Raw genomic sequence first — 25,630 nt, 5'->3', positions numbered from 1 at the left:
GGATTGTTATGCCACAACTTAAACATTGGCAGACATTAATGATGGAATCATCATTGACACAAGCCGAGTTATTAAACCAATTAATTGATGAAGCTGAGGCAGTTGTCATTGGGATTGGTGCAGGAATGTCTGCAGCGACTGGTTTTACTTATGTAGGGAAACGATTTACGGACGCTTTTCCTGACTTTATTACAAAGTATCGCCTCTTTGACATGTTACAAGCAAGTCTATTTGATTTTGAAGATGAACAAGAATATTGGGCTTTTCAAAGTCGCTTCAGTCTGTTAAATTTCTTTGATCAACCAGCGGGACAAGCATATATCGATTTGCGATTTAAGATGACGGATAAGAATTATCATGTTATTACGACGAATGCCGATAATGCGTTTTATGCATCGGAGTTTGATATGGATAAAGTGTTTCGTATTCAAGGGGAATACGGGTTGTGGCAATGTTCTGACCACTGTCATCAACAGACGTATCAAGATGAGGCCTTAATTCGCCAAATGGCCCGAGAACAGTCGGATATGAAGATACCTGCCAATTTAGTTCCTCATTGTCCGAAATGTGGAGTCGTTTTGGAAGTTAATAAACGTAATGAAGAAAAGGGAATGGTCGAAGATGGTCATTTTCATGAACAGAAAGAACGTTATGAACAATTCTTAAAAGAAAATAAAGATAAGAAAGTGTTATTTTTGGAAATTGGCGTGGGACATACTACCCCACAATTTATTAAACATCCTTTCCAACAAATGACGGAAGAAAATGAGAAAGCGTTGTATGTGACAATGAATCAAAAAGATTACTTCATTCCACATGCAATTCGTCCGCAAACAATAAGAATTGATGAAGATATTGCTGAAGTGATACATACGATTAGCAAGTGAATAATGGAGGCAAGCAAATGTATTTAATTGAATCGAAGCGTAATGGAGAATGGATTTATGATCCAGGAATGGCAATGGCTTTACAAGAATATGTGAAAGACCATATTTTCTTAGATGATGATGTTTTGTTTCCATACATGATGCAACCAGCTGTTCAAATTGGCAAATTCCAAAATGCATACGAGGAAGTGAATCAGCCTTATATGGATGCACATGATATTAAAATCATTCGCCGGGAAACAGGTGGCGGTGCGATTTACCTCGATGATCGCAATATGAGTTTTTGTTTCTTATTCGATGGCAGTACTGACATTCATGGAAACTATGCACGTTTGTATGAACCGGTCGTCAAAGCACTTGAGAATTTAGGTGTAGAACATTTAGAACAAAAAGGTCGTAATGATTTAGTTTTAGATGGCAAGAAAATTTCTGGTGCAGCGATGACCTTACAGAATGGTCGCGTATATGCTGGGTATTCGTTACTGTTAGATCCTAATTATGAAGCAATGGTGTCCGTATTGAATCCAAACCAAAAGAAAATTAAATCACATGGGATTCAATCTGTACGTAGTCGAGTAGGATCAATCCGTCCACATTTAGCACCAGAATACCAGGAAATGACGGTCTGGGACTTTACTGATTATATGATTTGCCAACTACTTGAAATTACTAACGTTAGTGAAGCGAAGCGTTATGAACTAACACCAGAAGATTGGGCGGGTGTGGATAAAATTGCCGCTGAGAAATACAACAATTGGGACTGGAACTATGGTCGCTTTAATGAGTTTGAATATCGTTTGACAGAACGTTTTTCAATTGGAACGATTAGTGTCGGCTTAACGATTGAGCACGCTAAAATTGCTGCGCTCCAGATTACAGGTGACTTCTTCGGAACAAAAGATATAAAAGATGTGGAAGAAGCATTAGTCGGTGTACGGTTAAGAAAAGAGGACTTATTAAAAGCGTTAAGGCCGTTGAATTTGAATAATTATTTCGGGAAACTAACGAATGAAGAATTAGTTAGCTTTATCTTAAGTGAAAAAGTATAAGTGCCATGAGATTTAGAAAGAAGGGTAAAATTGGTTGAATTAGGGATTTTAGATTACGCTCAAATTGATGAAGGTAGCAATGCCCAAGAAGCTTTACAGAATGCAATTAAGCTAGCTCAATTAGCTGAGGTCTTAGGTTACGAACGGTTTTGGATGGCAGAACATCATAATGTTCCTGCGTTTGCCAGTAGTTCACCGGAACTGATCATGATGCGTTTAGCAGATGCGACAGAGCGGATCCGAATCGGTTCGGGCGGTGTAATGATTCCGCATTATAGTCCTTATAAAGTAGCTGAAAATTTTCGGATTCTCGAAGCTTTTCATCCTGGTCGAATTGATTTGGGAATAGGCAATACGGTAGGAACGCCCATTGTGAATCGTTCATTGAATGAGAATAAAAAGAGTAAACTCAGTTACGAGCAGAGTATTGTTGATTTGACCAAGTATTTGAGCGACCAAGTGGATGGAAACCATCGTTTCTCTGGGATTACCGCTAACCCTGTTATTTCAACCCTTCCTCAGATGTGGTTGTTATCAACAAGTGTCAGAAATGCCAAATTGGCTGCAAAATTAGGAATTGGCTATACGTTTGGATTGTTCCCACTTGCAGGCATTAATAAATTGAATATTGGTATCCAGGCAGCGGAGACATATCGTAATGAATTTCAACCTTCATCCTTCATGCCAGAACCAAAAGTGTCCATTGCCCCGTTTGTTGTCGTTGCTGAAACGAATAAACAAGCGGAAGAATACGCAGAAGCCTTAGATTTCTGGTTACTCGGCACGGATGATTTTGGCCATTTGACAGAATTTCCATCAGTTGAAACAGCTCGAAATTATTCATATACGGAAGAGGAAAAGGCAATCATTCAAGCGAATCGAATCCAGATGGTGGTGGGCGATATTGAAAGTGTCACAGAACAATTAAATGAGATGATTACCCAATTTAAGGCTCATGAAGTCCTGTTAGTACCGCTTATGCCAGGATTGGAAGCCCGGAAAAAAGCAATTGAATTATTGGCTAGAGCATTCAATTAGGATTTCAGAGAGATCGGTATGCTTAGGCAACTACCTCTTGTAGCTAATGAGTGATATAAGTAATGTCTATTCTAGAGAACTATATATCTTAGATTCTACTGAGAAACTCAGTATTTTTCTTCTTAATGCATATTAAATGCAATTACTGTATCGGAATAGAGCAGCATAGTAAGATGTTTAGTTTTTTGTTTGTAAGGAAGATTGTAAAATGGTGTACTTAAAGTAAATGGTGCTTCTAAAAAAGTTGAATCCTTATATACGGGATTTCGACTTTTTTAGGTTGAAATTCACTTAGTGTATAAAATTTCAGGAAATGTCGTTAGCGATATCCACATTCAAACAAAATATCGATAAAAACAGATGCAAGATAGTCTAAAATGACAAGGTATTAAGTAGCAGCTAAAATTGAAAAAAGGACGGCAAGGGACTTAACAATCAGTTATGTTTTCTGTTTGAATAATCCTATAAAAGCATGTATCGAAGTAAGAAATAAAAACACGCTTATAAGTGTGTGTACCCATGTCCATGTATGGTATTCGATTAAGTCAGTATGGCGTTCAGTAGATACTCGATGATGGTCAATGCAGCGCTATAAATGACAGACTGAATTATAACTTAAAAGTCCTTGAATAAAGTGTTGTGCGGTAAAAATAAAGATAGAACACGGGTAGGTAAAGCATTTCAAATAACAGACTAGAATCAAAATGATCCCTGAGGTGTCTAACAGGATAATCAAGCATACCTTCTTCTACTGCAATAGTTCCGAGTATGACGGCGATATAACTGGCAGATAGAAAAATAATAAGCCCATCTTTAATCGGCAATTTTCTTAAATTCAGGAATAATAAAAGGAATCCTATAGAAAGATACTTAGGATTAAAAACCACTCAATAAATGAAGTGGCATATTTTTATATACGATCTCCAATAAATTCATCTGCAATCTTCACTAAATTCTCCGCCTGCTCCCTGGAATAATTGTGATCACTATCCAAGTGTGCAGCACAAGGGGTAGCAAGGGTTAAAGAAATCACCCCCAACCACCCCGAAAATTTTGTAAAAATATAAAATATCCTGAAATAGTTTTTGTTAAAACACTTTCATATCAACGTTTCTGAAGTAATTTAAAAATGATTAGAAGTATGGTACGGAATTAGAACATCTGTACATCCTCGGGAAGGATATCATTATTTGAATGCCCAGATCACTTGGCAAATCGAAATGATATTTTGATATTTCTAATACTTTTCTAGGATAACGAAACAAGTGCTTTCCTTTTTGTTGTTTTCTTATTTATTTGCTATGATAAAAGAAAATATTGTTACTTATTAATTTTAGCTGAAAGCTTTTCAAAATTAGATTGAAAAATTTAAAGTAAATATGAAGGTTAACTCTTTAAATTATATGACAAATAGAAAATGAAAAAGGAAGAAATACCTTTTGTTATTAGTAAAGAAGTATTCGGTCCGGATTTTGGCAAAGATAGAGATATAAAAGGTATTGATGTTTTCAACTTAAAAACAATATAAAATAAATACATTGTCACAACGATAATATTGTGGCATTTTTTATTATAATTTGTGATGACATTATAATGACATTTTGATGACTAAAAATATAAATGAACATATAAATTGAGGTGATCGATATTGAATAAGAAAGCGATAAACCTTGAAAAGACAGGATTTATAGAAAATAATATAAGTTTATCAAATTGTAAAACCTATTTTGCTGATATGCACATCCATGTTGGCAGGGATGTTTATGGTAAACCTGTTAAAATTACAGGATCAAATAAACTTACATTAACGAATATACTGATCGAATCCAGTCGAAATAAAGGGATTGATTTAATTGGCGTCATTGACTGTCATGCCCCCGCAGTACAGCAGGAAATAAAACAATTAATCGAACAGGGTTCTGCATCTGAATTAGATGATGGTGGCATCCGTTTTGAAAAAGTTACCTTGCTATTGGGATCAGAAATAGAAATTTATGATGAAAACTGTAAAGGTCCTATACATGTGCTTTGTTACTTCCCGAAACTCTCACAAATTGAGCTGTTTTCCGAATGGTTAGTAAACAGGATGAAAAACATCACCTTAAGCTCCCAACGGTACTATGGAACAGCTAGAGAGCTTCAGTATAAAGTAAAAGAGCTGAGTGGGATATTTATTCCCGCCCATGTATTCACACCTTTTAAAAGTCTATATGGCAAAGGTGTCATACGATCCTTAAATGAGGTTTTTGATCGGGACTTGATAGATGGCGTCGAACTTGGATTAAGCTCTGATACAGCAATGGCAGATCAAATTAGGGAATTACATGACTTTACATTTGTAACGAATTCTGATGCACATTCCCTGGCCAAAATAGGAAGAGAATATCAGGAGATTGCCATGGAAGAACCATCATTCAAGGAGTTTAACTTAGCTTTACATCAAGTGGATAATAGAAGGATATTGCGTAATTTTGGTATGAATCCACTACTGGGGAAATATCACAATACCGTTTGCAATAAATGTCTGACATCTGTTTCTGTGGAAATGAACGAATGTCCGAATTGCGGTTCCCATAAAATTATTAAAGGTGTTTTCGATCGTATAGGGGAGTTAAAAAGTTCGGAGAAGAATGAATTAAATCGACCACCATATCTGTATCAAGTTCCATTGGAGTATCTTCCAAGCCTCGGGCCAAAAACATTTGAGAAGCTATTGCAACGGTTTGGAACAGAGATGAATGTCATTCATAAGGCACCAATAGAAGAATTAATAGAAGTGGTCCCCGAAAAACTAGCACACTCTATTATCCAAATGCGTCAAGGTAAACTAAAGATAAAAGCTGGTGGTGGAGGCAAGTACGGGAGTGTAGAGTCTCCCTGATTTACCCGATTGTCTATTAAATTATATTCATAGGTATTTTTGATAAGGAATCCTCATAGTTTTAATTATAGACTAATGTTTGTAGGGAGGATTCCTATGTATAAAAACAGTTTTCTGGTGTGGGAACATATTAAAAATCATTCAACGATTTATCTATTCATGATTATTTTATTTTTAACCGGGATAATTTTTGGTGCAGTGATAGTTAATAGTATGGATTTCATCCAGAAACAGGACTTGTTTTTTTATCTGGAACGTTTTTTTGTTCAAATTACTGAAGGAGTAACCATAGAAAAAAAGGATATCTTTTGGCAAAGCTTTGTATATCATGCTAAGTACTTAATTTTAATATTCGTATTGGGATTATCTGTGATTGGACTTCCATTGGTTTGGGTACTTTTATTTGTAAAGGGAATGGTTGTTGGCTTTTCAGTTGGTTTTATTGTGAATCAACTTGGACTAAAAGGTCTTTTGCTATCATCCTTATCCATAGCGCCACAAAATATAATTATTATTCCTGTTTATATTGCCGCAGGTACATTGTCAATGATTTTTTCACTAGGCTTGCTTAATAAACTTTTTTCCCGTCGAAATAATCAACAAATACTTCAGCCGTTTTTACGATATTGTATTATTTTTATCTTACTATTGGTATTCTCATTAATTGCTGCCTTTATGGAAGCATATATTGCCAACAAAGCTATGGAGCAACTCATTAAATCATTTTATTAAAATAATTACATGTTAATAATTATTATAATTTAAAGGTGATAATATATTTTGACATGAAGGTAAATGATGCCTATAATAAAGATGGGATATGAGGGAGGCGACCTGCGATGGAACACCGAATAGAACAAATAAAAAAGCAGTTACGTGCACAAAGCTATAAGCTTACTCCTCAGAGAGAGGCGACAGTTCGTGTCTTATTGGAAAGAGAAGAAGACCATCTAAGTGCAGAAGATGTTTACCTGCTTGTAAAAGAAAAATCTCCTGAAATTGGTTTGGCAACCGTTTATCGGACATTGGAGTTGCTTTCCGAATTAAAAATAGTTGATAAAATTAATTTTGGTGACGGTGTCTCTCGCTATGATCTGCGCAAGGAAGGTGCCAAACATTTTCATCACCATCTTGTATGTATTGAATGTGGCTCCGTTGAAGAGATTGTTAATGATTTATTGGAAGATGTAGAAAAAATTGTGCAAAATGACTGGGGTTTCGAAGTGAAAGACCATCGATTAACCTTTCATGGAATCTGTAAACAGTGCCAGGAAGCAACCGTTAAAGCTACTCAGTAAAATAGCAAAAGGCCTTTTTCCAAACGGAGAAAGGCTTTTATACGTTTAGGAGAAGCTTTATAGAATACCCATTGCCCATCGAATATACTTTAGATACTAATTTACAAAAAACGTGAAAAAGGTTACATTTGAATAGTATAATGTGATTCTACTGAAGCATACCTTAAAATTAGAATACTAATTTTAAGGAGATTAGCTGATGAGAAAATTAATTTGGGATACAATAAAGGTTTTTATATTATTTACTCTATGCACTTTCTTATTTTATTATGGATTACAACTATTGCACAATGAGTATGAACAAATCCATCGTTTCGATCCTCCAGAAGGACCCGCGATAAAGGTTTTTCAATAACAAAAGGGAATATTGAGGTTAGAACAGGTACTATATTTTTCAGCTGGGAGAGTAGATGCTATGCTTAAAAATCAGGTTGAGGATTTCTTTCACTTTCTACAAATCGAGCGGGGATTATCGGACAATACATTGAAATCATATGGTCGTGACTTAAAGCATTATCTGGAGTATCTGGAGAAGAGGGCCCAGAAAGAAACTTGGGAAACAGTTACACGGAATAACATCATGGGCTTTCTTTTTATATTAAAAGATGAAGGTAAATCCACAGCTACCCTATCAAGACATATTTCAGCGATTCGAACTTTTCATCAATTCTTGATTCGTGAACAAATCGTAACTCACGATGCAAGCTTACATATTGAAAAACCTAAAAAGGAAAGAAAGCTTCCTGATATATTATCGCAAGAGGAAGTAGAAAAGTTACTTGATATACGAGGGAATACAACACTTTCCATCCGTAATAAAGCGATGCTGGAACTATTATACGCTACGGGTCTGCGTGTCACAGAGTTGATCACACTGAAGGTCAGTGACCTCCATCTGACAATGGGTTTTGTCCAATGCTTTGGAAAGGGATCAAAGGAAAGAATTGTTCCGTTAGGTGATGTAGCCAAAAGTGCAATGGAAATTTATTTGGATACTTCCAGACAGCTGTTAATTAAAAAAAATAAACAAGAAACAGCTTTATTTGTCAATCAGCACGGAAGACCATTAACAAGACAAGGTTTTTGGAAGATACTTAAAACACTTGTAAGGGATGCGGGAATAAATAAAACAATCAGTCCACATACACTCAGACACTCATTTGCAACACATTTACTTGAGAATGGGGCAGATCTTAGAGTTGTTCAAGAAATGCTTGGACATGCAGATATCTCAACAACACAAATATACTTACATGTTACCAAGTCGAGACTGAAAGATATGTACAAAGCCTATCATCCGAGAGCTTAATATTTTACGTTTGGTTGTCTGACATCCTACATCATAAATTAAAGACATATATATGATGGGATGCGGGAATATACATACAGGAGGTCTGATAGAAATGGGAAATTTTAAACGCGTATTCTTAATTGTAATGGATTCAGTTGGAATTGGTGAAGCACCTGATGCTGCTAAATTTAATGATCTTGGTTCAGATACACTTGGACATATTGCTGAACATATGAATGGTCTGAAAATGCCGAACATGGCAGAACTTGGTTTAAGTAATATTAGAGAAATTAAAGGCATCGATAAAGTGGAAAATCCGAAATCTTATTATACAAAAATGCAAGAAGCATCAAATGGAAAGGATACGATGACAGGCCACTGGGAAATTATGGGACTTCATATTAGCCAACCATTCCGTACATTTCCAGATGGATTTCCAGCTGAATTATTGAAGGAACTGGAAGACAGAACAGGAAGAAAAATTATTGGAAATAAACCAGCATCTGGAACTGAAATATTGGTTGAACTTGGGGAAGAGCATATGAAAACTGGTGCATTAATTGTGTACACATCTGCAGACTCCGTTCTGCAAATTGCTGCACATGAAGAAATTGTGCCCATAGAAGAACAATATAAAATATGTGAAATTGCGAGAGAACTGACATTGGACGAGAAATATATGGTTGGTCGTGTAATTGCACGTCCATTCATTGGCAAACCGGGTGCGTTCGAGCGTACCTCAAATCGTCATGACTATGCATTAAAGCCATTCGGTAAAACAGTTATGAATGGGCTAGAGGATAATAATTATGATGTAATTGCTATCGGTAAAATTTCTGACATTTATGATGGTGAAGGAGTTACAGAAGCAATGCGCACAACTGATAACGAGGATGGCATGACGAAACTGGTAGAGTCAATGGATCAGGATTTTACTGGAATCAGTTTTCTTAACCTCGTTGATTTTGATGCGAAGTTCGGCCATCGCAGAGACCCGGAAGGATATGGCAAAGCATTACAGGAGTTCGACGCTAGACTTCCTGAAGTATTACAGAAACTGCGAGAAGACGATCTGTTGATGATTACTGCTGATCATGGAAATGATCCTGTACACCACGGTACCGACCATACCAGAGAATATGTACCATTGATCATCCATCATAGCAATATAACAGAAGGTGGAGATATTCCTATTAGAGAGACATTTGCCGATATTGGGGCAACAATTGCTGAAAATTTCAATATTTCATTACCGGACTACGGTAATAGTTTTTTTAAAGATATTAAATAAAGGGGACTATGTAATGATGAATCAAAAAAAAATTTCTGATGCAAGTGGCTATATAAAGGAGCAATTAAAAGAAACACCATTAATTGGGCTAATCCTCGGCTCCGGATTAGGTGTTCTAGGGGAGGAAATTGAGAATCCAGTTATTATTCCATATACAGACATCCCGCATTTCCCCGAATCAACAGTATCTGGTCATAAAGGTCAGCTTGTAGTTGGAATACTGGAAGGAAAACAAGTTATTGCGATGCAGGGTCGCTTTCATTATTATGAAGGGTATTCAATGGAGCAGGTTACTTTTCCAATCCGCGTCATGAAAGATCTTGGCATCAAATCCATTATTGTTACAAATGCAGCGGGTGGCATTAATGAAAGTTTCCAACCTGGAGATCTTATGTTGATAACCGACCATATTAATAATATGGGAAACAACCCGTTGATTGGTAAGAATGACGATGAATTGGGAGCGCGCTTTCCAGACATGTCCCAGGGCTATGACAGGGAATATATCAAACATGCAGAGACATGTGCAAATGAAATTGGCATTTCAGTCCAAAAAGGCGTGTATGTAGGGAATACAGGTCCTGCCTACGAAACCCCTGCAGAGGTAAGAATGCTAAAGATTATTGGTGGTGATGCTGTGGGTATGTCAACTGTTCCAGAAGTGATTGTAAGTAGACATGCAGGGATCCGTGTTTTAGGAATATCCTGTATTTCAAATATGGCTGCTGGGATATTAGATCAGCCCCTTACACATCACGAAGTAATCGAAACAACGGAAAAAGTAAGGGAAAACTTCCTAAAGTTTGTTAAAAAGATAATTAGTACGCTACCATAATAATTAAAAAAGGTGATCTAAATGAGAATGTATGACATTATCGAAAAAAAAAGAAATGGTAAAGAATTAACAAAGGAAGAAATTAACTTCTTTATTGATGGTTATACGAACAATAATATACCTGATTATCAAATCAGCGCACTACTTATGGCAATATACTTCCAAGATATGACAGCAGCAGAACGTGCCAATTTGACGATGGCAATGGTTGAATCTGGAGATCAAATTGACTTGTCAGCGATCGAAGGGATTAAAGTGGACAAGCATTCGACAGGTGGTGTTGGTGATACAACTACATTAATTCTGGCACCACTTGTTGCATCCGCTGATGTACCATTAGCGAAAATGAGTGGCAGAGGACTTGGCCATACAGGTGGTACGATTGATAAATTGGAATCTGTTCCAGGGTTTCATGTAGAAATATCGAATGATGAATTTATCAATCTTGTAAACAAAAACAAGGTTGCGGTCATTGGACAATCAGGTAATTTAACTCCAGCTGACAAAAAATTGTACAGTTTAAGAGATGTAACAGCTACAGTTAACTCTATTCCACTTATTGCCAGCTCTATTATGAGTAAAAAAATCGCTTCTGGTGCAGATGGGATTGTGCTTGATGTTAAAACCGGAACTGGTGCATTTATGAAAAATCTTGAGGATGCAAAATCGCTTGCCCATGCAATGGTTTCAATTGGAAATCAGGTAGGAAGGAATACAATGGCAGTTATCTCAGATATGAGCCAACCATTAGGTTTTGCAATCGGTAATGCACTTGAGGTTAAAGAAGCAATTGACACATTAAAAGGTAATGGTCCAGAAGACTTGACAGAACTTTGCCTTACCTTGGGGAGCCAAATGGTTGTCGTCGCAGGAAAAGCTGAAAATATTAAGGATGCAAGAGAAATACTACAGAAAAATTTAAAAAATGGGAAGGCCTTTGATAAATTTAAAGAATTTCTAATCTCCCAGGGAGGAGATGCCAGTGTTGCAGACAACCCGGAACTACTGCCACAAGCTTCCTACAAAATTGAATTACCAGCAAAAACTTCCGGAACTGTTGCCGAGTTAGTGGCCAACGAAATTGGTACTGCAGCAATGATGCTTGGTGCAGGGAGAGCTACTAAAGAATCTAAAATAGATTTAAGTGTAGGAATTGTCCTCCATAAAAAGGTTGGTGATTCTGTAACAGAAGGTGAATCCTTACTAACCATATATTCCAACCGGGAGTCGGTGGAAGATGTTATCAAAAAATTACACCAAAGTATTACTATTAAAAATGCTGATGTGAAAGAACCATCTCTGATATACGATACAATAACAGAATAATCATATCTTAAGCACACATACGTGTGCTTTTTTCTCTATTAGTGTATTAAAATGGCAATATCCGGCAATCCTTAAACTATATTGATTGCTGGAGGTAAAACGATGAAAAAGTTTATAACAATCCTTACATTAATGGTTCTAATTACTACTACTGCGCCATTTTCCGTGTTTGCAGAAGAAAAAAGCGATGCTGAAAATAATCCATTAAATCTAGCCGAAAATGCGAAATCTGCTATTTTACTTGAACAAGATACCGGTGAAATCCTTTTTAACAAAAATGAGCAGGAGAAGCTTCCACCAGCTAGTATGACGAAGATTATGACCTTACTTCTGATCATGGAAGCACTGGAGGAAGGTAAATTAAGCAAGGATGAGATGGTAGTAGTAAGTGAGCGCGCTGCTTCTATGGGTGGATCGCAAATATTTCTCGAGGCCGGGGAGGAAATGTCAGTAAATGATCTCCTCAAAGGTATTGCAATTGCTTCTGGCAATGACGCAAGTGTTGTCCTTGCAGAAAAAATTTCCGGCAGTGAAGAGTCCTTTGTCGATGAAATGAATAAAAAAGTTAAGGAATTAAACCTGGAAAATACTAAGTTTCAAAATACAACGGGCCTACCCGCTGAAGATCATTATAGTACAGCCTATGATATGGCTATTATTGCAAATGAATTACTAAAGTATGAAACAATAACGGAATATACTTCTGTTTATGAAGATTATTTAAGAAAAGGGCAAGATAATGAATTTTGGCTAGTGAACACGAATAAACTTGTCCGTTTTTATCCAGATGTTGATGGCTTAAAAACAGGTTATACCAATGAAGCAAAATATTGTCTAACCGCAACGGCTGAAAGAAATGATATGCGTGTTATCGCAGTGGTTATGGGAGCAGAATCCCCGAAGGAAAGAAATTCAATGGTATCCGGTTTACTTGACTATGCATTTAATAACTTTGCAACCGATAAGTTATTCGATAAACATGAAAAGATTACCGAGGTAAAACTTTTAAAATCTAAGAATCGGAGCATTGACATTGTATCTGACCATTCTGTAAGTACACTCCATAAAAAAGGCGAAAACGAAAAGGATATCCGTACCGAGATTGTTCTAGATGAGACTTGGGATCTTCCAGTTCAAAAAGGCGAACAAGTCGGAATACTTTATGTGAGAGATGGAGAGAACATACTGTCTGAAGTGCCACTTACTGTTGAAGAAGATGTTGAAAAAGCATCCTATTTTACTTTATTAAAAAGAACGTTGCAAGAAATGGCGAAAACACGATAAATGCTTCTATTTTACACGAATGGCCACTTCTTTTGTCAGGTAGCAGGATTTTGACCTCCAGATGAAGAAATAGAATTATTAAGAAGTTGTTCAAGAAGGCACCAAAGATTTGGGTCCGGGATATAACTATAACTCAGTTTGGCTGCTTCCTGAACATGTACTTAAAGACAGTTCTTATAGGGGAGGAAAAAACATGGGACTACATGCAATGTTTGATGTAAAAGGGGATGTCTTAATCGTAAGACTTTCCGGTGAGTTAGACCACCATGAAGCAGAGGTACTACGGGATAAGTGGAAAGATATGCTTTATTCCAATCCCGTAAAACATATTATTTTAAATTTAGAAGATGTATCATTTATGGACAGTTCGGGTCTTGGTGTCGTACTGGGAAGGTATAAAGAAGTCATTCAATTAGGTGGGGAGATGGTTGTTTGTTCTATCTCCCCACCAGTTAAACGATTATTTGAAATGTCTGGTCTATTTAAAATAGTAAGACTAGAAGAAAATGAGGAATATGCCTTAGCGACATTGGGGGTGGCTTCATGAAGAATGAAATGTCTCTGGAATTTTCCAGTGTTAGTGAAAATGAAGCTTTTGCCAGGGTTACAGTAGCAGCTTTTATCACCCAGCTAGACCCGACGATGGATGAACTAACGGAAATAAAAACCGTAGTATCAGAAGCAGTTACGAATGCTATTATACATGGCTACAACAATGAATCTAATCATAAAATTTTCATAACCTGCATCCTGCAAGATGATGAAATTGAATTAACCATCAAAGATAATGGTATTGGAATAAGCGATATCTCTGAAGCTAGGGAACCTTTATACACATCCAAACCTGAAATGGAAAGATCAGGAATGGGATTTACCATTATTGAAAATTTCATGGATTCTGTTGAAGTCATTTCATCCCTCGATCAAGGGACAACTGTTTATATGACAAAACAGCTTTCAAAAACGAAAACAGTTTACAACTGAGGATGCGGCCATGAAAGTAAACGTTAAAAAAACTCGTCAGAAGGAACAGTTGTCGGATGAACAAGTAAAGGATTATATATATAAAAGTCAGCATGGTGATAAAGAAGCAAGAGATATTTTAGTTGAAAAGAATATTCGACTTGTTTGGTCTGTTGTCCAGCGATTTATAAACCGTGGATATGACCCGGATGACTTATTTCAGATTGGAAGTATTGGTTTAATTAAATCCATTGATAAATTTGACCTGTCCTACGATGTGCGTTTCTCCACCTATGCTGTACCAATGATTATCGGGGAGATCCAGCGTTTTATCAGGGATGATGGAAGTGTGAAAGTTAGTCGATCGTTGAAAGAAACAGGTAATAAAGTGCGAAGAAAAAGGGATGAACTCACAAAAGAATACGGGAGGTCACCGACAGTTACAGAATTAGCTGATGCACTGGAAATATCGCCTGAAGATGTCGTCCATGCTCAAGAGGCTGCAAAGTCTCCGCAATCCATACATGAGACGGTTTTTGAAAACGATGGAGACCCAATAACATTGCTGGATCAGATCGCTGATCAGGATTCAAAATGGTTTGATAAGTTGACGTTACAAGATGCAATTAGAAGTTTGAGCGAAAGAGAGAGACTGATTGTTTACTTACGGTATTATAAAGACCAAACACAGACAGAGGTAGCAGAAAGACTTGGAATATCACAAGTACAAGTTTCCCGTCTCGAAAAGAAAATATTGGAAGATATGAAGAAAAATATGGATTCAAGTTAGTTTCTGCAACTAAATTTATCTTTATGCTACGCAGGTAAGGAAAATCTTATATTTACCTATCTGCCATTAAAAACGAACCATCACAATTGTGGTGGTTTTTTTGCTTTTATTGATAAATTTCCGCATTCTGACAAATACTAACTTTACATTATGATTATAAAGGAAGTTTTTCCATTGGCAGAGATTATTTATCTTCGCATGAAAAAAAGGATTGAACTCCATACACGAAGAACCGTATACCTTAAAGATATTGCTTATCTTTCTGCTGCATCAAAGTATAAAAAGCAATTTATGGATATGGCCCTTTATCGGATTACAAAAAAGGATAAAAATATTGTAATCATTGACAGTTTCTTGATTATTGATCATTTAACTGCATTAAACCCCAATGTCGAGATTCAACTATTGGGTGCAGAACAAACCATCATCCAGATTATAGAGAAAAAAAAGGCTGGTAACATATGGTTCGCAGCTTTTATATGGATGTTACTGTTCATTGGAACGGGTATGACCATTATGAACTTTCATTATGATGTCAGCATGCAGGAAGTACAACAAAAACTTCATTTTATACTAACCGGTCAGGAAAATGAATTCCCACTATGGATCCAAATACCATACTCCTTTGGTTTAGGAATCGGAACATTGCTGTTTTTTAACCATTGGTTCAATAAAAGATTCAATGAAGAACCCAGCCCTTTAGAAGTCGAAATATATAACTACCAGCAGGATCTAAATCATTACTTGAATCACCACGAAAACAAGCTAAATGATCCAAACTCTTCTGATTAATCTTCTTCAAATTTTTATCGGGTTTAGTGGAGGTCTTGCTGTTGGTGCTGGGTTTGTTGCATTTATTACGGTGTTGGGAATTATTCCAAGACTGATTCAATTAAGTAAGATGGAATCACTTATAAAAGTATACAGTGCGAGTGTCATTCTAGGGCTTATAATGGGAACTTACTTTTCTTTTGCCGATGTCACATTACAGCAGCCTGTTTTCGCATTAGCGATTTGGGGGATATTTCATGGAATATTCAATGGGATGCTGGCAGCTGCCTTAACTGAAGTACTGCATGTATTTCCAATTTTATCTAGAAGAATTCGCGTCGAAAATTATTTATTATTTTTATTAATGGCGATTGTATTCGGTAAAATCTTCGGATCATTGTTCCAGTGGACTTACTTTGTAAGGTAAGAACAATGACAGAAAGGAGTTTGAATTTGACAAACACAAAAGATAAGCACATCATTTCTGCTAATATTCAGGATAATCAAGCATATATGGAAGAAAGACTTGGCATGGGAAGTTCATTTGATGTAGGCTTCCGTGAGTTAATTATTCTAAAGCAAAAGGTACAGGTTTATTATGTTACTGGACTTTGTGACTCTTTAATCATTCAAGAATTGCTGAAAAAACTTGTTGAAATAAATGATGTAGAGACAAATAAACGAAAACTTCCCGAAATAATCGAAAATCGATTAGTCCATCAGCAGGTCAAATCGGTAAAGACAATGGATGAAGCAGCAGATGAGATACTTTCCGGTTTAATTGGAGTTTTTATAAATGGAGAGAAATATGCACAAATAATTGATGTAAGAAGTTATCCTGGGAGAAGTCCAGAGGAACCGGATACAGAAAAAGTCATTCGAGGGTCAAGGGACGGATTCACTGAGAATATTATTGAAAATACTGCACTCACACGTAGAAGATTACGGGATGAAAGATTACGTAATGAAATGTTGAAAGTAGGAGAACGTTCTAAGACGGACGTTTGTGTTAGTTATTTACAGGATATAGCTGATGATGACCTCGTTGATTTGATTAAGAATCATATAGAATCGATTGAAATAGATGGAATTACAATGGCAGAAAAAACAATCGAGGAATTCTTAATCAAACGAAAGTGGAATATTTATCCAAAGGTGCGTTATACGGAGAGACCTGATGTTGCGGCAAGTCATTTACTGGAAGGGCATGTGTTAATTTTCGTAGATACATCTCCGAGTGCCATTATTCTTCCAACTACTTTTTTCCATCATCTTCAGCATGCTGAAGAATATAGGCAGGCACCATCCATTGGGACATTTATTCGCTTTATTCGATATATGGCTGTATTTGCATCTATGTTCTTATTGCCACTTTGGCTTTTATTTACAATGGATCCAACGTTACTTCCGAAAGAGCTAAGTTTTATCGGACCCAATGAAGAAGGGAATGTACCAATAGCATTGCAAATAATTCTCGCGATATTCGGGGTGGAATTTTTAAGAATGGCCGCAATCCATACACCAACTCCACTATCCACCGCTATGGGATTAATTGCAGCAGTATTGATCGGACAAATAGCAATTGATGTTGGCTTATTCTCACCTGAGGTTATTCTCTATGTATCAGTAAGTGCAATAGGTTCATATGTAACCCCAAGCTATGAACTGAGTGTGGCCAATAAATTAATGAATATCCTTTTTGTCCTTTTTGTCGGTCTATTTGGGTTTACTGGTTTCGTCATCGGAATCGTCGTAACCATTTTATTTCTAGTTCAACTTAAATCACTGAAAACACCGTATCTATGGCCGTTTTTACCTTTTAATGCGAAAGCAATGCTTCATATTATCTTTAGAATTCCTGTTCCTTACACAAACACCAGACCAAGCATTGTTCACCCTCGAAACAATTATAGACAACCAACAAAATGAGCTGACGGTGGTTAGCTCTTTTGTTTTTAACTTTATTATGGTAAAGTGTTTTTATTATTTCAAACTATTTCAAACAACATTGTGGAGGAACAGAATATGATAATAGACAATCACCCATTTCAAATCAATAGGAACGGCCATCTTGAAATAGGTGGATTGGACACGGTAGAACTTGCTGAGAAATATGGTACACCATTGTATGTCTATGACGTTTCCATTATCCGCCAAAATGCAAGGGCTTTTGTAGATACCTTTAAAGAATTGAATGTTAATGCAAAGGTGGCATATGCAAGTAAAGCATTTTCCTCTATTGCAATGCTTCAAGTAGCAAAACAGGAAAGTCTCTGTCTGGATGTCGTCTCAGAGGGGGAATTATATACTGCATTACAAGCAAACTTTCCAACGGAGCGAATTCACATGCATGGAAATAACAAAAGTCCGAGTGAAATTGCGATGGCAATTGAGAACGATATTGGATGTATTGTTATTGACAATCTTCTCGATATTACATTAATTGAAAAAGAGTTAGATAGACAAAATAAAAAAATCGATGTTCTGTTACGGGTAACACCAGGAATTGAACTGAAAACACATCAATATATTATGACTGGAAATGAAGATTCTAAATTTGGCTTCAATCTGCAAAATGGGCAAGCTAAAGAAGCATTTAAACTGCTTAATCAACATCCTTCCATCAATCTTAAAGGGCTCCATTGCCATATCGGATCGCAAATTTTCGAAACAGAGGGCTTCCGCGTAGCAGTTGATATTTTATTTAATGAACTTGCCAGCTGGTATTCTGAATATAATTTCGCCCCAGAAGTACTTAATTTAGGTGGAGGTTTTGGAATTCGCTACACGAAAGATGATGAACCCTTGCCACATAGTGAATATGTAAAGGTAAGTGTCGAAGCAGTAAAAAAACATGCAGAAGAATTACAAATTCCAATGCCGGAAATTTGGATAGAGCCAGGAAGATCGATCGTTGGAAATGCTGGAATTACTCTCTATACGATAGGTGCCATTAAAAAAATTCCGGGAGTAAGAGATTATGTATCTGTTGACGGGGGAATGACAGATAATATAAGACCTGCGTTATACCAGGCGAAGTACGAAGCTGTCATTGCGAATCAACCAGAAGCAGAAGTGACGAGTGAAGTGTCAATAGCTGGTAAAGCCTGTGAATCAGGTGACATGCTTATATGGAATTTACCAGTTCCAGAAATTAATCATGGTGATGTCCTTGCGGTGTTTTCTACCGGCGCATATAGTTATTCGATGGCGAGCCATTATAATCGTTTACCAAATGCCGCAGTTGTTTTTGTGGAAAATGGGGTTGATAAGTTAGTGGTTGAAAGGGAAACTTTCGAGGATGTTGTAAAAAATGACTTGTCCTATGAATAGAATGACACCTACATTCTTTCAAATACGAATAATTAATGTTAAAATAATGATGCCTTAAATAAATAAACAAGGGGATGTACATATATGTCTAAAAAAGGATATATCTTGATGGAAAACGGTAATAAGATTGAATTTGAACTTTATCCAAACGAAGCTCCAAATACTGTTGCTAACTTTGAAAAACTTGCAAATGAAAATTTCTATGATGGTTTAACGTTTCACCGGGTGATTCCTGGGTTTGTCAGCCAAGGTGGATGCCCTGTAGGAAATGGAACAGGTAATGCTGGATATACGATTAAATGTGAAACAGAAGGAAACCCACATAAACATGCTGAAGGATCATTATCAATGGCACATGCAGGAAAGGACACAGGCAGCAGTCAATTTTTTGTTGTCCATGAGCCTCAGCCACATCTTGATGGTGTGCACACCGTTTTCGGACAAGTTACTTCAGGAATTGAGCATGCCAAATCCATGAGTAATGGCGATGTAATGAAAGAAATTAAAGTAGTATCCGAATAATCATCTATCATGACTGATTCAGAAGGTAGCTAAATGGATATTTACTTGATTGCCTACCTACTATTTATCATTGCGCCATTAACTACCCTGATACATGAACTTGGACATGTATCAGGGTCATTCATTGTAAAGGCAGATTCTATCCAACTGTCCATGGGTTATGGAAAGAGACAACTCATTCTAAATTTTAAACAGATTAAATTTACCTTTTATGCATTTTACTTTTTAGGTGGTAATACATGGAGTAATCGGGCTAAACCATACAAAAATTCTGAAATGGTTTGGATTACGATACTTGGTCCAATTTTTAATGCAGTAAGTGCTTGGGTTAGTTATTGTTTAAATGAATTATACCCAAGCACTTTTCTGCATTTATTATATTGGTTTAACATTTGGATGGCTGTTGTGAATATTATTCCTTTTAAAATTAACGGAAAGCAAACAGACGGACTTACGATCCTCCACTTGATCAAAAATAATCGATATGATAGTGAGTAGTATAATTGTTTTTTGAAATTGCCAGGTTACCTTATAATATAATATAACGAATGGTGTATATTTGACAAAAGACTTTAATAGTGCAATAAATAGATATATACTTCTTACAGACTCATGACAGTTTTTACGTAAATAGATTATTTGACCAATCAAATGTTTAAGTAATGAGGGGTAATTATGTTAATTCGCTATAAAAAAAACTTGGAAAAGATTGCAATGGGTTTACTGTCTTTTATGCCAGATGAAAAAAAGGACGTAAAAAAATTGCAGCAAACCATTAAAGAGTACGAAACTAACGATAACTGGCATCTTCACTTATGGAAAGAAGATGATGATGTACGTGGAGCTATTGGCTTAAGGATAGAAGATGATCTACATGTTATTATCCAACATGTGTCAGTGAATCCTTCACACAGGAATACAGGGATTGGCAGAACAATGGTTAATGAGGTTAAACGTCTTTATCAGAATAAATATGCAGTTAGTACAACAGATGAAATCGAGGATTTTTATAATAAGTGCACAGAAGTAGAAGATACAACCACTGATGCTGATAATAAATAAAAAACCAGCCCTTATCTTGTAAGGGCTGGTTTTCCTGTTCGATGATGCTCAGGTCGCGCTATATAATTTTTTGGGTTTGATTTTAGAACCAAGCAGCACCAACGATGATTAAAAGAATGAACAATACTACAATTAACGCAAAGCCTCCACCATAACTATTACTCATAATAAACTTCCTCCTTTTTCTTCATTCCATAAATGTTTTATGGTAACATTTATCTTACGTTATAGCTTATGTGAGGATGTATTCATTTGTATGGGCGTTTATGCGAAACTTTATTTACTTGCAATTATAGAAAGGATGAACATCAATGAATCAAGCATATCAAGTTAAAATAGATGCATTTGAAGGTCCGCTTGATTTATTGCTCCATTTGATCAATCAATATGAAATTGATATATACGACATACCAGTAGCTCAAATAACCAAACAATATATGGATTACATACATACAATGCAATATTTAGAGCTGAATATTGCGAGTGAATACCTCGTCATGGCATCCACACTGGTTGCTATCAAGAGTCAGATGCTTCTTCCAAAACAGGAAATGGAGGTAGAGGATGACGAGGAATATATAGATGATCCAAGGGAAGAGCTTATGCAACGCCTCATTGAATATCGAAAATTTAAAGAAGCAGCAGAGTCATTTAAAGATAAGGAAATGGAAGCAAATCAACTATTTACAAGACCACCGGTTATCTTTAAGGAGTTAATCCTTGAGAAAGCCCCCATAACCAAAGGGGATATATCCATTTATGATATGCTCGGGGCTCTTGGAAAAATGTTTGAACGAAAAAAATGGAATAAGCCACATGATACGACAGTACAGAGAGAGGATATTCCTATCGAAAAAAGAATGCAGAACATATTACATAAGGTAAGAAAATCAAAAAATGGAATAGCGTTTGATCAGTTATTTCCTTATCCTACGCGAACACATATTGTAGTGACTTTCATTGCAATTTTAGAGCTAATGAAATCCAAAGAAATATACTGTAAACAAGTGAAGCATTTCGATGCATTGTATATATACTGTATGGAGGAATAGATGTGGAAAACGATGAATTAAAAGCCATTGCTGAGGGTTTGCTTTTCGCCAGCGGTGATGAAGGGATTTCAATGAAACAATTATGCAGAATTCTGGATGTCCCAGATTCTATCATACAATATATTCTCAAAGAGCTTGAGCATGATTATGGTCGTAAAGATCGTGGACTGATGATTATGAAGTCACGAGGTATTCTCCATTTAACTACCAAGCCGGAACATAGTAATTATTTTAAAAAACTGCTTGAACTGCCACATGCACATAAAATGTCTCAGGCAGCATTGGAAACTTTAGCAATTATTGCATATCAGCAGCCAATCACAAGAACGGAGATAGAAGAAATCAGAGGAGTAAAGAGTGATCGACCTGTTCAAACTCTTCTTTCCAGATCATTAATAGAAGAAACTGGTCGGAAAGATAGCGTTGGAAGACCGATTCTTTTTGGAACAAGTAAAGATTTCCTGACCTATTTTGGGTTGACATCACTCGAAGAATTACCACCATTACCAGCATCAACTGAAATAGATGAGAACACAAATGAAGCTGATTTATTTTTTGAAAAATTCAATGACGAAATGAATAGTAACCCGAATGAATAAAAGATCCTTACATTAGTTGTAAGGATCTTTTTTTACATTTATGCTTCTTCAACCTTCGCATTTTTTCCGGAGCGGTCGCCGAAGTTTATTTTAGATCGCATTTTAATCTTAACTACGGATAACAACGATCTATGCAAAAGCAGCCCAACTTTTTACTAGGATAAGTGAAACTAAGACGTTCTCCTAAAGGTTTGGGCGAACGTCTTAGTTTTTGAAAAATACTCATATCAGCAAGTCCCACGCATAAGATATAGAGACATCTTTTCCAGGAGGCTTTCATACATGCGCTTTTTAATTTTGTTTCTAATACTATTGATTATCAATCTCGGTTTTCCTCTGATTGGACAAGCATCACCAGGAGTCTCAGCGAGCAATGCCATCTTAATCGAACAATCTACAGGAAGGGTATTATTCGAAAAAAACTCCCATGAACAGGCAAATATAGCAAGTATTACGAAAATCATGACCGCAATCATTGCGATTGAATCGGGAAAAATGGATGAGATGGCAAAGGCTTCCAGAAAGTCCATTTATACGGAAGGATCATCCATTTATTTGGAACAAGGAGAAAAGATGAAATTGGAGGATCTCGTATATGGGCTAATGCTTCGATCGGGAAATGATGCAGCTGTTGCGATTGCTGAGCATGTTGGGGGGAGTGAAGAAGGCTTTGTATTTTTGATGAATGAGAAGGCAAGTTGGCTAGGTATGACGAATACTCATTTTGATAATCCGCATGGTCTGGACTCTGAGACGCATTATTCCAGTGCGTATGACATGGCACGCTTAATGCAATATGCAATGAAAAATGAAGCTTTTCAAGAAATAACGGCAACAGAAACTTTTAAATCTGATAGCAGATCATACAGCTGGCAAAATAAAAATAAATTACTCACTCAATTTTACGAGTATTGTACAGGTGGCAAGACTGGTTATACAAAGCAAACTGGACGAACATTGGTAAGTTCAGCAGAAAAGGATGGTATGGCACTAATTGCAGTAACATTGAATGCTCCTGATGACTGGAGGGATCATATTTCTATGTTTGAATGGGGTTTTGATAATTTTAATATGGAATCAATTTCTGAAGAGGGATCGGTTAAATACAGATTAAACGATAGTAATGAAACGGTTAATGGATATTTATCCGACCATATTTGGTACCCTTTAACAGTGGAAGAACATAAATTACTTTCTATTAAAAATTATCTTTTAAAAGACAAAGATCTGGAAATTAATGAGAAAATTGGTACAAGCGCTGTATTTTTAGATAATGAACAAATTTTCGAAACGGCAATTTTTAAGGAGCAATCAATAGAAGATGAGGTTACATTGGTAAAACAAATAGAATCCATATTTCTAAAGACGTTGGGATTGAAATAAATGATCAATCTTATCTGGGCCTGTATGGCAATTATAGGAATTGTATTCGCTATGTTTAATGGGAAGATGGAAGAAGTAAACAAGGCAATATTCGAAAGTGCAGGGGAAGCTGTTACACTTTCCATTGGGTTAATCAGTATATTGGTATTCTGGTTAGGAATCATGAAAATTGCAGAGAATGCAGGATTATTATTAGTTCTTACAAAATTATTTCGACCTATTGTCGTTAGGCTCTTCCCAGAGATTCCAAAAGATCATCCTGCTATTGGTTATATATTATCTAATATTACTGCTAATTTGTTTGGGTTAGGTAATGCAGCTACACCAATCGGTATTAAAGCAATGGAGCAAATGAAGCAATTAAGTGGGACAGATACTGCCTCCCGCTCGATGATCACGTTTCTTGCTTTGAATACATCTGGTCTTACTATTGTGCCAACAACCGTGATAGCCATTCGGATGCAATATCATTCAGTATCACCAACGGAGATTGTTGGCACTACGATAATGACAACTTGTATTTCTACGTTAAGTGCTATTTTTATTGATCGTTTTTACTATTATAAAAGTACGTGGAGGAAATAGCTATGGGTATGATTACAACTATAAGTACGTGGATTATCCCTTGTTTTATATTAATCGTTTTATCGCTTGCTCTTGTAAAAAAAGTTCCTGCATATGAATTATTTGTAGAGGGAGGAAAGGAAGGTGTCAAAATGGCATTTTCTTTACTTCCCTTTTTAGTTGGCATGATTGTAGCTATAAACATCCTACGAAGCTCAGGGGCGATGGAAGCTTTCATACAATTCATTTCACCTGCCCTTCATTTAATTGGGATTCCACCTGATATTATCCCACTTGCGTTAATAAGACCCATTTCTGGTACGGCAGCATTAGGAATGACAACTGAATTAATTGCGACCTTTGGGCCAGACTCCTTTATTGGAAGGTTGGCATCGACAATGCAAGGGAGCACGGATACAACATTATATGTCTTAACCGTGTATTTCGGAGCGGTTGGGATTAAAAAAATGAGATATGCACTAAAGGTTGGGCTTTTGGCAGACCTAATTGCTATACTTTCGTCTATTATTATTGTTAAAATGGTATTCGGATAAGCAATAAAATTAGCGTTTATTCTACATAAACGCTATTATTATGTAGTAAATAATATGTAAAGTATGGTGATACAATGACAACTAGTGGAGAAAGACTTCAAAAAGTGATTGCTCAAAGTGGAGTAACGTCAAGAAGAAAAGCGGAACAGCTGATTATAGATGGAAATGTGAAGGTGAATGGTCAAGTTGTAACGGAGCTCGGAACAAAGGTCACAGATGATGACAATGTAGTAGTTAATGGCATTCCATTGGAAAAAGAAGCGTTTGTATATTATATGCTGTACAAGCCAAGAGGAGTCATTTCCAGCCTAAAGGATGATAAAGGCCGAAAAGTTGTTATTGATTTAATGGAAGGGGTTAGCGAAAGAGTGTTTCCTATCGGAAGACTGGATTATGATACTTCCGGGATAATTCTTCTAACAAATGACGGTGATTTCGCTAACTTATTAATGCATCCGAAACACGGGATAGAAAAAATATACGTTGCTAAAATTAAAGGAATACCGGATAACAGAGAACTTGCTCGGCTTAAAAAAGGCGTGAAATCCGAAAAAGACTTGCTTAAGGTGACGAATTATAACATTCTTTCAACCGATAAAAGTAAAAATACGATGATTATTGAATTGACTTTACAGGAAGGCAAAAATAGACATGTCCGAAGAATGATGGAACAATTAGGCTATCCTGTTATGAAATTAAAGAGAGAAAGATATAGTACCCTCACATTAGATGGGCTTAAACCTGGTGAATATCGTGCATTGACACCAAAAGAAATAAAGCAAATTAGAAACGCCGCAGTGAAAATGTAAAACAATAGACAAATTTAATTCTTTGCACAGATGTTATAATGGCGTGGG

The 25,630-nt window shown here is 36.4% G+C and carries 31 protein-coding genes; 28 read left to right on the top strand and 3 right to left on the bottom strand.

Annotation, left to right across the window (positions count from 1 at the left end):
• Nucleotides 1–8: 8 nt before the first annotated feature.
• The 3 genes from BV906_RS00915 to BV906_RS00905 are packed head-to-tail and all read left to right on the top strand — an operon-like array spanning nt 9 to nt 2,974.
• The gene (locus BV906_RS00915) at nt 9–887 is read left to right on the top strand and encodes an SIR2 family NAD-dependent protein deacylase (protein ID WP_087971597.1); all 879 of its coding nucleotides are present in this window, start codon (nt 9–11) and stop codon (nt 885–887) included.
• Nucleotides 888–904: 17 nt separating this feature from the next.
• Nucleotides 905–1,936 (top strand): lipoate--protein ligase, encoded by a 1,032-nt coding sequence (gene lplA, locus BV906_RS00910; RefSeq protein WP_087971596.1) that lies wholly within the window; start codon nt 905–907, stop codon nt 1,934–1,936.
• Between the two features lie 30 nt (nt 1,937–1,966).
• A complete protein-coding gene (locus BV906_RS00905; protein WP_087971595.1) occupies nt 1,967–2,974 on the top strand; it encodes an LLM class flavin-dependent oxidoreductase in 1,008 nt (335 codons plus the stop codon).
• A gap of 608 nt (nt 2,975–3,582) precedes the next feature.
• Here BV906_RS00905 and BV906_RS20190 read toward each other — a convergent pair.
• Entirely contained in the window at nt 3,583–3,861 is a 279-nt protein-coding gene (locus BV906_RS20190) for a CBO0543 family protein (RefSeq protein WP_425435159.1), read from the bottom strand.
• A gap of 23 nt (nt 3,862–3,884) precedes the next feature.
• Nucleotides 3,885–4,007 carry a hypothetical protein gene (locus BV906_RS19970; RefSeq protein WP_281254098.1) on the bottom strand — a complete coding sequence of 41 codons (123 nt, stop codon included), beginning with the start codon at nt 4,005–4,007 and terminating at the stop codon, nt 3,885–3,887.
• A 702-nt stretch (nt 4,008–4,709) separates the two neighbouring features.
• Here BV906_RS19970 and BV906_RS00900 point away from each other — a divergent pair.
• The 19 genes from BV906_RS00900 (at nt 4,710) to BV906_RS00810 (ending at nt 20,621) form a co-directional block, all read left to right on the top strand.
• Complete coding sequence (locus tag BV906_RS00900; RefSeq protein WP_087972146.1) at nt 4,710–5,855, top strand: endonuclease Q family protein; 1,146 nt, start codon at nt 4,710–4,712, stop codon at nt 5,853–5,855.
• A 96-nt stretch (nt 5,856–5,951) separates the two neighbouring features.
• Nucleotides 5,952–6,587 carry a stage II sporulation protein M gene (gene spoIIM, locus BV906_RS00895; protein WP_087971594.1) on the top strand — a complete coding sequence of 212 codons (636 nt, stop codon included), beginning with the start codon at nt 5,952–5,954 and terminating at the stop codon, nt 6,585–6,587.
• 107 nt (nt 6,588–6,694) lie between these two features.
• On the top strand, nt 6,695–7,153 hold the full coding sequence (gene fur / locus BV906_RS00890) for a ferric iron uptake transcriptional regulator (protein ID WP_087971593.1): 459 nt from the start codon (nt 6,695–6,697) through the stop codon (nt 7,151–7,153).
• 199 nt (nt 7,154–7,352) lie between these two features.
• Entirely contained in the window at nt 7,353–7,508 is a 156-nt protein-coding gene (locus BV906_RS00885) for a DUF4227 family protein (protein ID WP_087971592.1), read from the top strand.
• Between the two features lie 60 nt (nt 7,509–7,568).
• Complete coding sequence (gene xerD / locus BV906_RS00880) at nt 7,569–8,462, top strand: site-specific tyrosine recombinase XerD (RefSeq protein WP_087971591.1); 894 nt, start codon at nt 7,569–7,571, stop codon at nt 8,460–8,462.
• Nucleotides 8,463–8,556: 94 nt separating this feature from the next.
• On the top strand, nt 8,557–9,735 hold the full coding sequence (gene deoB / locus BV906_RS00875; RefSeq protein WP_087971590.1) for a phosphopentomutase: 1,179 nt from the start codon (nt 8,557–8,559) through the stop codon (nt 9,733–9,735).
• Between the two features lie 16 nt (nt 9,736–9,751).
• Complete coding sequence (locus BV906_RS00870) at nt 9,752–10,570, top strand: purine-nucleoside phosphorylase (RefSeq protein WP_087972145.1); 819 nt, start codon at nt 9,752–9,754, stop codon at nt 10,568–10,570.
• A gap of 21 nt (nt 10,571–10,591) precedes the next feature.
• The gene (locus BV906_RS00865) at nt 10,592–11,896 is read left to right on the top strand and encodes a pyrimidine-nucleoside phosphorylase (RefSeq protein WP_087971589.1); all 1,305 of its coding nucleotides are present in this window, start codon (nt 10,592–10,594) and stop codon (nt 11,894–11,896) included.
• A 102-nt stretch (nt 11,897–11,998) separates the two neighbouring features.
• On the top strand, nt 11,999–13,180 hold the full coding sequence (locus tag BV906_RS00860) for a D-alanyl-D-alanine carboxypeptidase family protein (RefSeq protein ID WP_087971588.1): 1,182 nt from the start codon (nt 11,999–12,001) through the stop codon (nt 13,178–13,180).
• A 193-nt stretch (nt 13,181–13,373) separates the two neighbouring features.
• A complete protein-coding gene (gene spoIIAA, locus BV906_RS00855; RefSeq protein WP_087971587.1) occupies nt 13,374–13,727 on the top strand; it encodes an anti-sigma F factor antagonist in 354 nt (117 codons plus the stop codon).
• Nucleotides 13,724–14,164 (top strand): anti-sigma F factor, encoded by a 441-nt coding sequence (spoIIAB, locus tag BV906_RS00850; protein ID WP_087971586.1) that lies wholly within the window; start codon nt 13,724–13,726, stop codon nt 14,162–14,164. The genes spoIIAA and spoIIAB overlap by 4 nt, the downstream gene beginning before the upstream one ends.
• Nucleotides 14,165–14,174: 10 nt before the next feature.
• Nucleotides 14,175–14,933: an RNA polymerase sporulation sigma factor SigF gene (gene sigF / locus BV906_RS00845; RefSeq protein ID WP_087971585.1), complete on the top strand. Its 759-nt coding sequence runs from the start codon at nt 14,175–14,177 to the stop codon at nt 14,931–14,933.
• 174 nt (nt 14,934–15,107) lie between these two features.
• Nucleotides 15,108–15,725 (top strand): stage V sporulation protein AA, encoded by a 618-nt coding sequence (locus BV906_RS00840; protein ID WP_087971584.1) that lies wholly within the window; start codon nt 15,108–15,110, stop codon nt 15,723–15,725.
• A complete protein-coding gene (locus BV906_RS00835; RefSeq protein WP_087971583.1) occupies nt 15,703–16,131 on the top strand; it encodes a stage V sporulation protein AB in 429 nt (142 codons plus the stop codon). Before BV906_RS00840 ends, BV906_RS00835 begins: the two co-directional genes overlap by 23 nt.
• Before the next feature lie 5 nt (nt 16,132–16,136).
• A complete protein-coding gene (locus tag BV906_RS00830) occupies nt 16,137–17,633 on the top strand; it encodes a spore germination protein (RefSeq protein WP_087971582.1) in 1,497 nt (498 codons plus the stop codon).
• 96 nt (nt 17,634–17,729) lie between these two features.
• Nucleotides 17,730–19,037: a diaminopimelate decarboxylase gene (gene lysA, locus BV906_RS00825; RefSeq protein WP_087971581.1), complete on the top strand. Its 1,308-nt coding sequence runs from the start codon at nt 17,730–17,732 to the stop codon at nt 19,035–19,037.
• 84 nt (nt 19,038–19,121) lie between these two features.
• Nucleotides 19,122–19,559: a peptidylprolyl isomerase gene (locus BV906_RS00820; protein ID WP_087971580.1), complete on the top strand. Its 438-nt coding sequence runs from the start codon at nt 19,122–19,124 to the stop codon at nt 19,557–19,559.
• Between the two features lie 33 nt (nt 19,560–19,592).
• Nucleotides 19,593–20,057: a hypothetical protein gene (locus tag BV906_RS00815; protein ID WP_087971579.1), complete on the top strand. Its 465-nt coding sequence runs from the start codon at nt 19,593–19,595 to the stop codon at nt 20,055–20,057.
• A gap of 177 nt (nt 20,058–20,234) precedes the next feature.
• Nucleotides 20,235–20,621, top strand: coding sequence for a GNAT family N-acetyltransferase (locus tag BV906_RS00810; protein WP_087971578.1), 387 nt, complete (start codon nt 20,235–20,237; stop codon nt 20,619–20,621).
• A gap of 82 nt (nt 20,622–20,703) precedes the next feature.
• Here BV906_RS00810 and BV906_RS00805 read toward each other — a convergent pair whose 3' ends face one another.
• The gene (locus tag BV906_RS00805; RefSeq protein ID WP_044476913.1) at nt 20,704–20,787 is read right to left on the bottom strand and encodes a YjcZ family sporulation protein; all 84 of its coding nucleotides are present in this window, start codon (nt 20,785–20,787) and stop codon (nt 20,704–20,706) included.
• A gap of 145 nt (nt 20,788–20,932) precedes the next feature.
• Between BV906_RS00805 and BV906_RS00800 the strand changes: the two genes are divergently transcribed.
• From BV906_RS00800 to BV906_RS00775, 6 genes are all read left to right on the top strand, one after another.
• Nucleotides 20,933–21,673, top strand: a complete 741-nt coding sequence (locus tag BV906_RS00800; RefSeq protein WP_087971577.1) for a segregation/condensation protein A — start codon at nt 20,933–20,935, stop codon at nt 21,671–21,673.
• 2 nt (nt 21,674–21,675) lie between these two features.
• A complete protein-coding gene (gene scpB, locus BV906_RS00795; protein ID WP_087971576.1) occupies nt 21,676–22,272 on the top strand; it encodes an SMC-Scp complex subunit ScpB in 597 nt (198 codons plus the stop codon).
• A 282-nt stretch (nt 22,273–22,554) separates the two neighbouring features.
• On the top strand, nt 22,555–23,655 hold the full coding sequence (locus tag BV906_RS00790; RefSeq protein WP_087971575.1) for a D-alanyl-D-alanine carboxypeptidase family protein: 1,101 nt from the start codon (nt 22,555–22,557) through the stop codon (nt 23,653–23,655).
• Complete coding sequence (locus BV906_RS00785) at nt 23,656–24,240, top strand: nucleoside recognition domain-containing protein (RefSeq protein ID WP_087971574.1); 585 nt, start codon at nt 23,656–23,658, stop codon at nt 24,238–24,240.
• Between the two features lie 2 nt (nt 24,241–24,242).
• Entirely contained in the window at nt 24,243–24,773 is a 531-nt protein-coding gene (locus BV906_RS00780) for a spore maturation protein (protein WP_087971573.1), read from the top strand.
• Between the two features lie 74 nt (nt 24,774–24,847).
• A complete protein-coding gene (locus BV906_RS00775; RefSeq protein WP_087971572.1) occupies nt 24,848–25,582 on the top strand; it encodes a pseudouridine synthase in 735 nt (244 codons plus the stop codon).
• The last annotated feature ends 48 nt before the right edge of the window (nt 25,583–25,630 follow it).

It is taken from the genome of Oceanobacillus rekensis, assembly GCF_002153375.1.
GTDB lineage: Bacteria > Bacillota > Bacilli > Bacillales > Amphibacillaceae > Oceanobacillus > Oceanobacillus rekensis.
The sequence above is the reverse complement of the archived record's forward strand: the minus strand, read 5'-3'. Positions and strand labels throughout refer to the sequence as shown.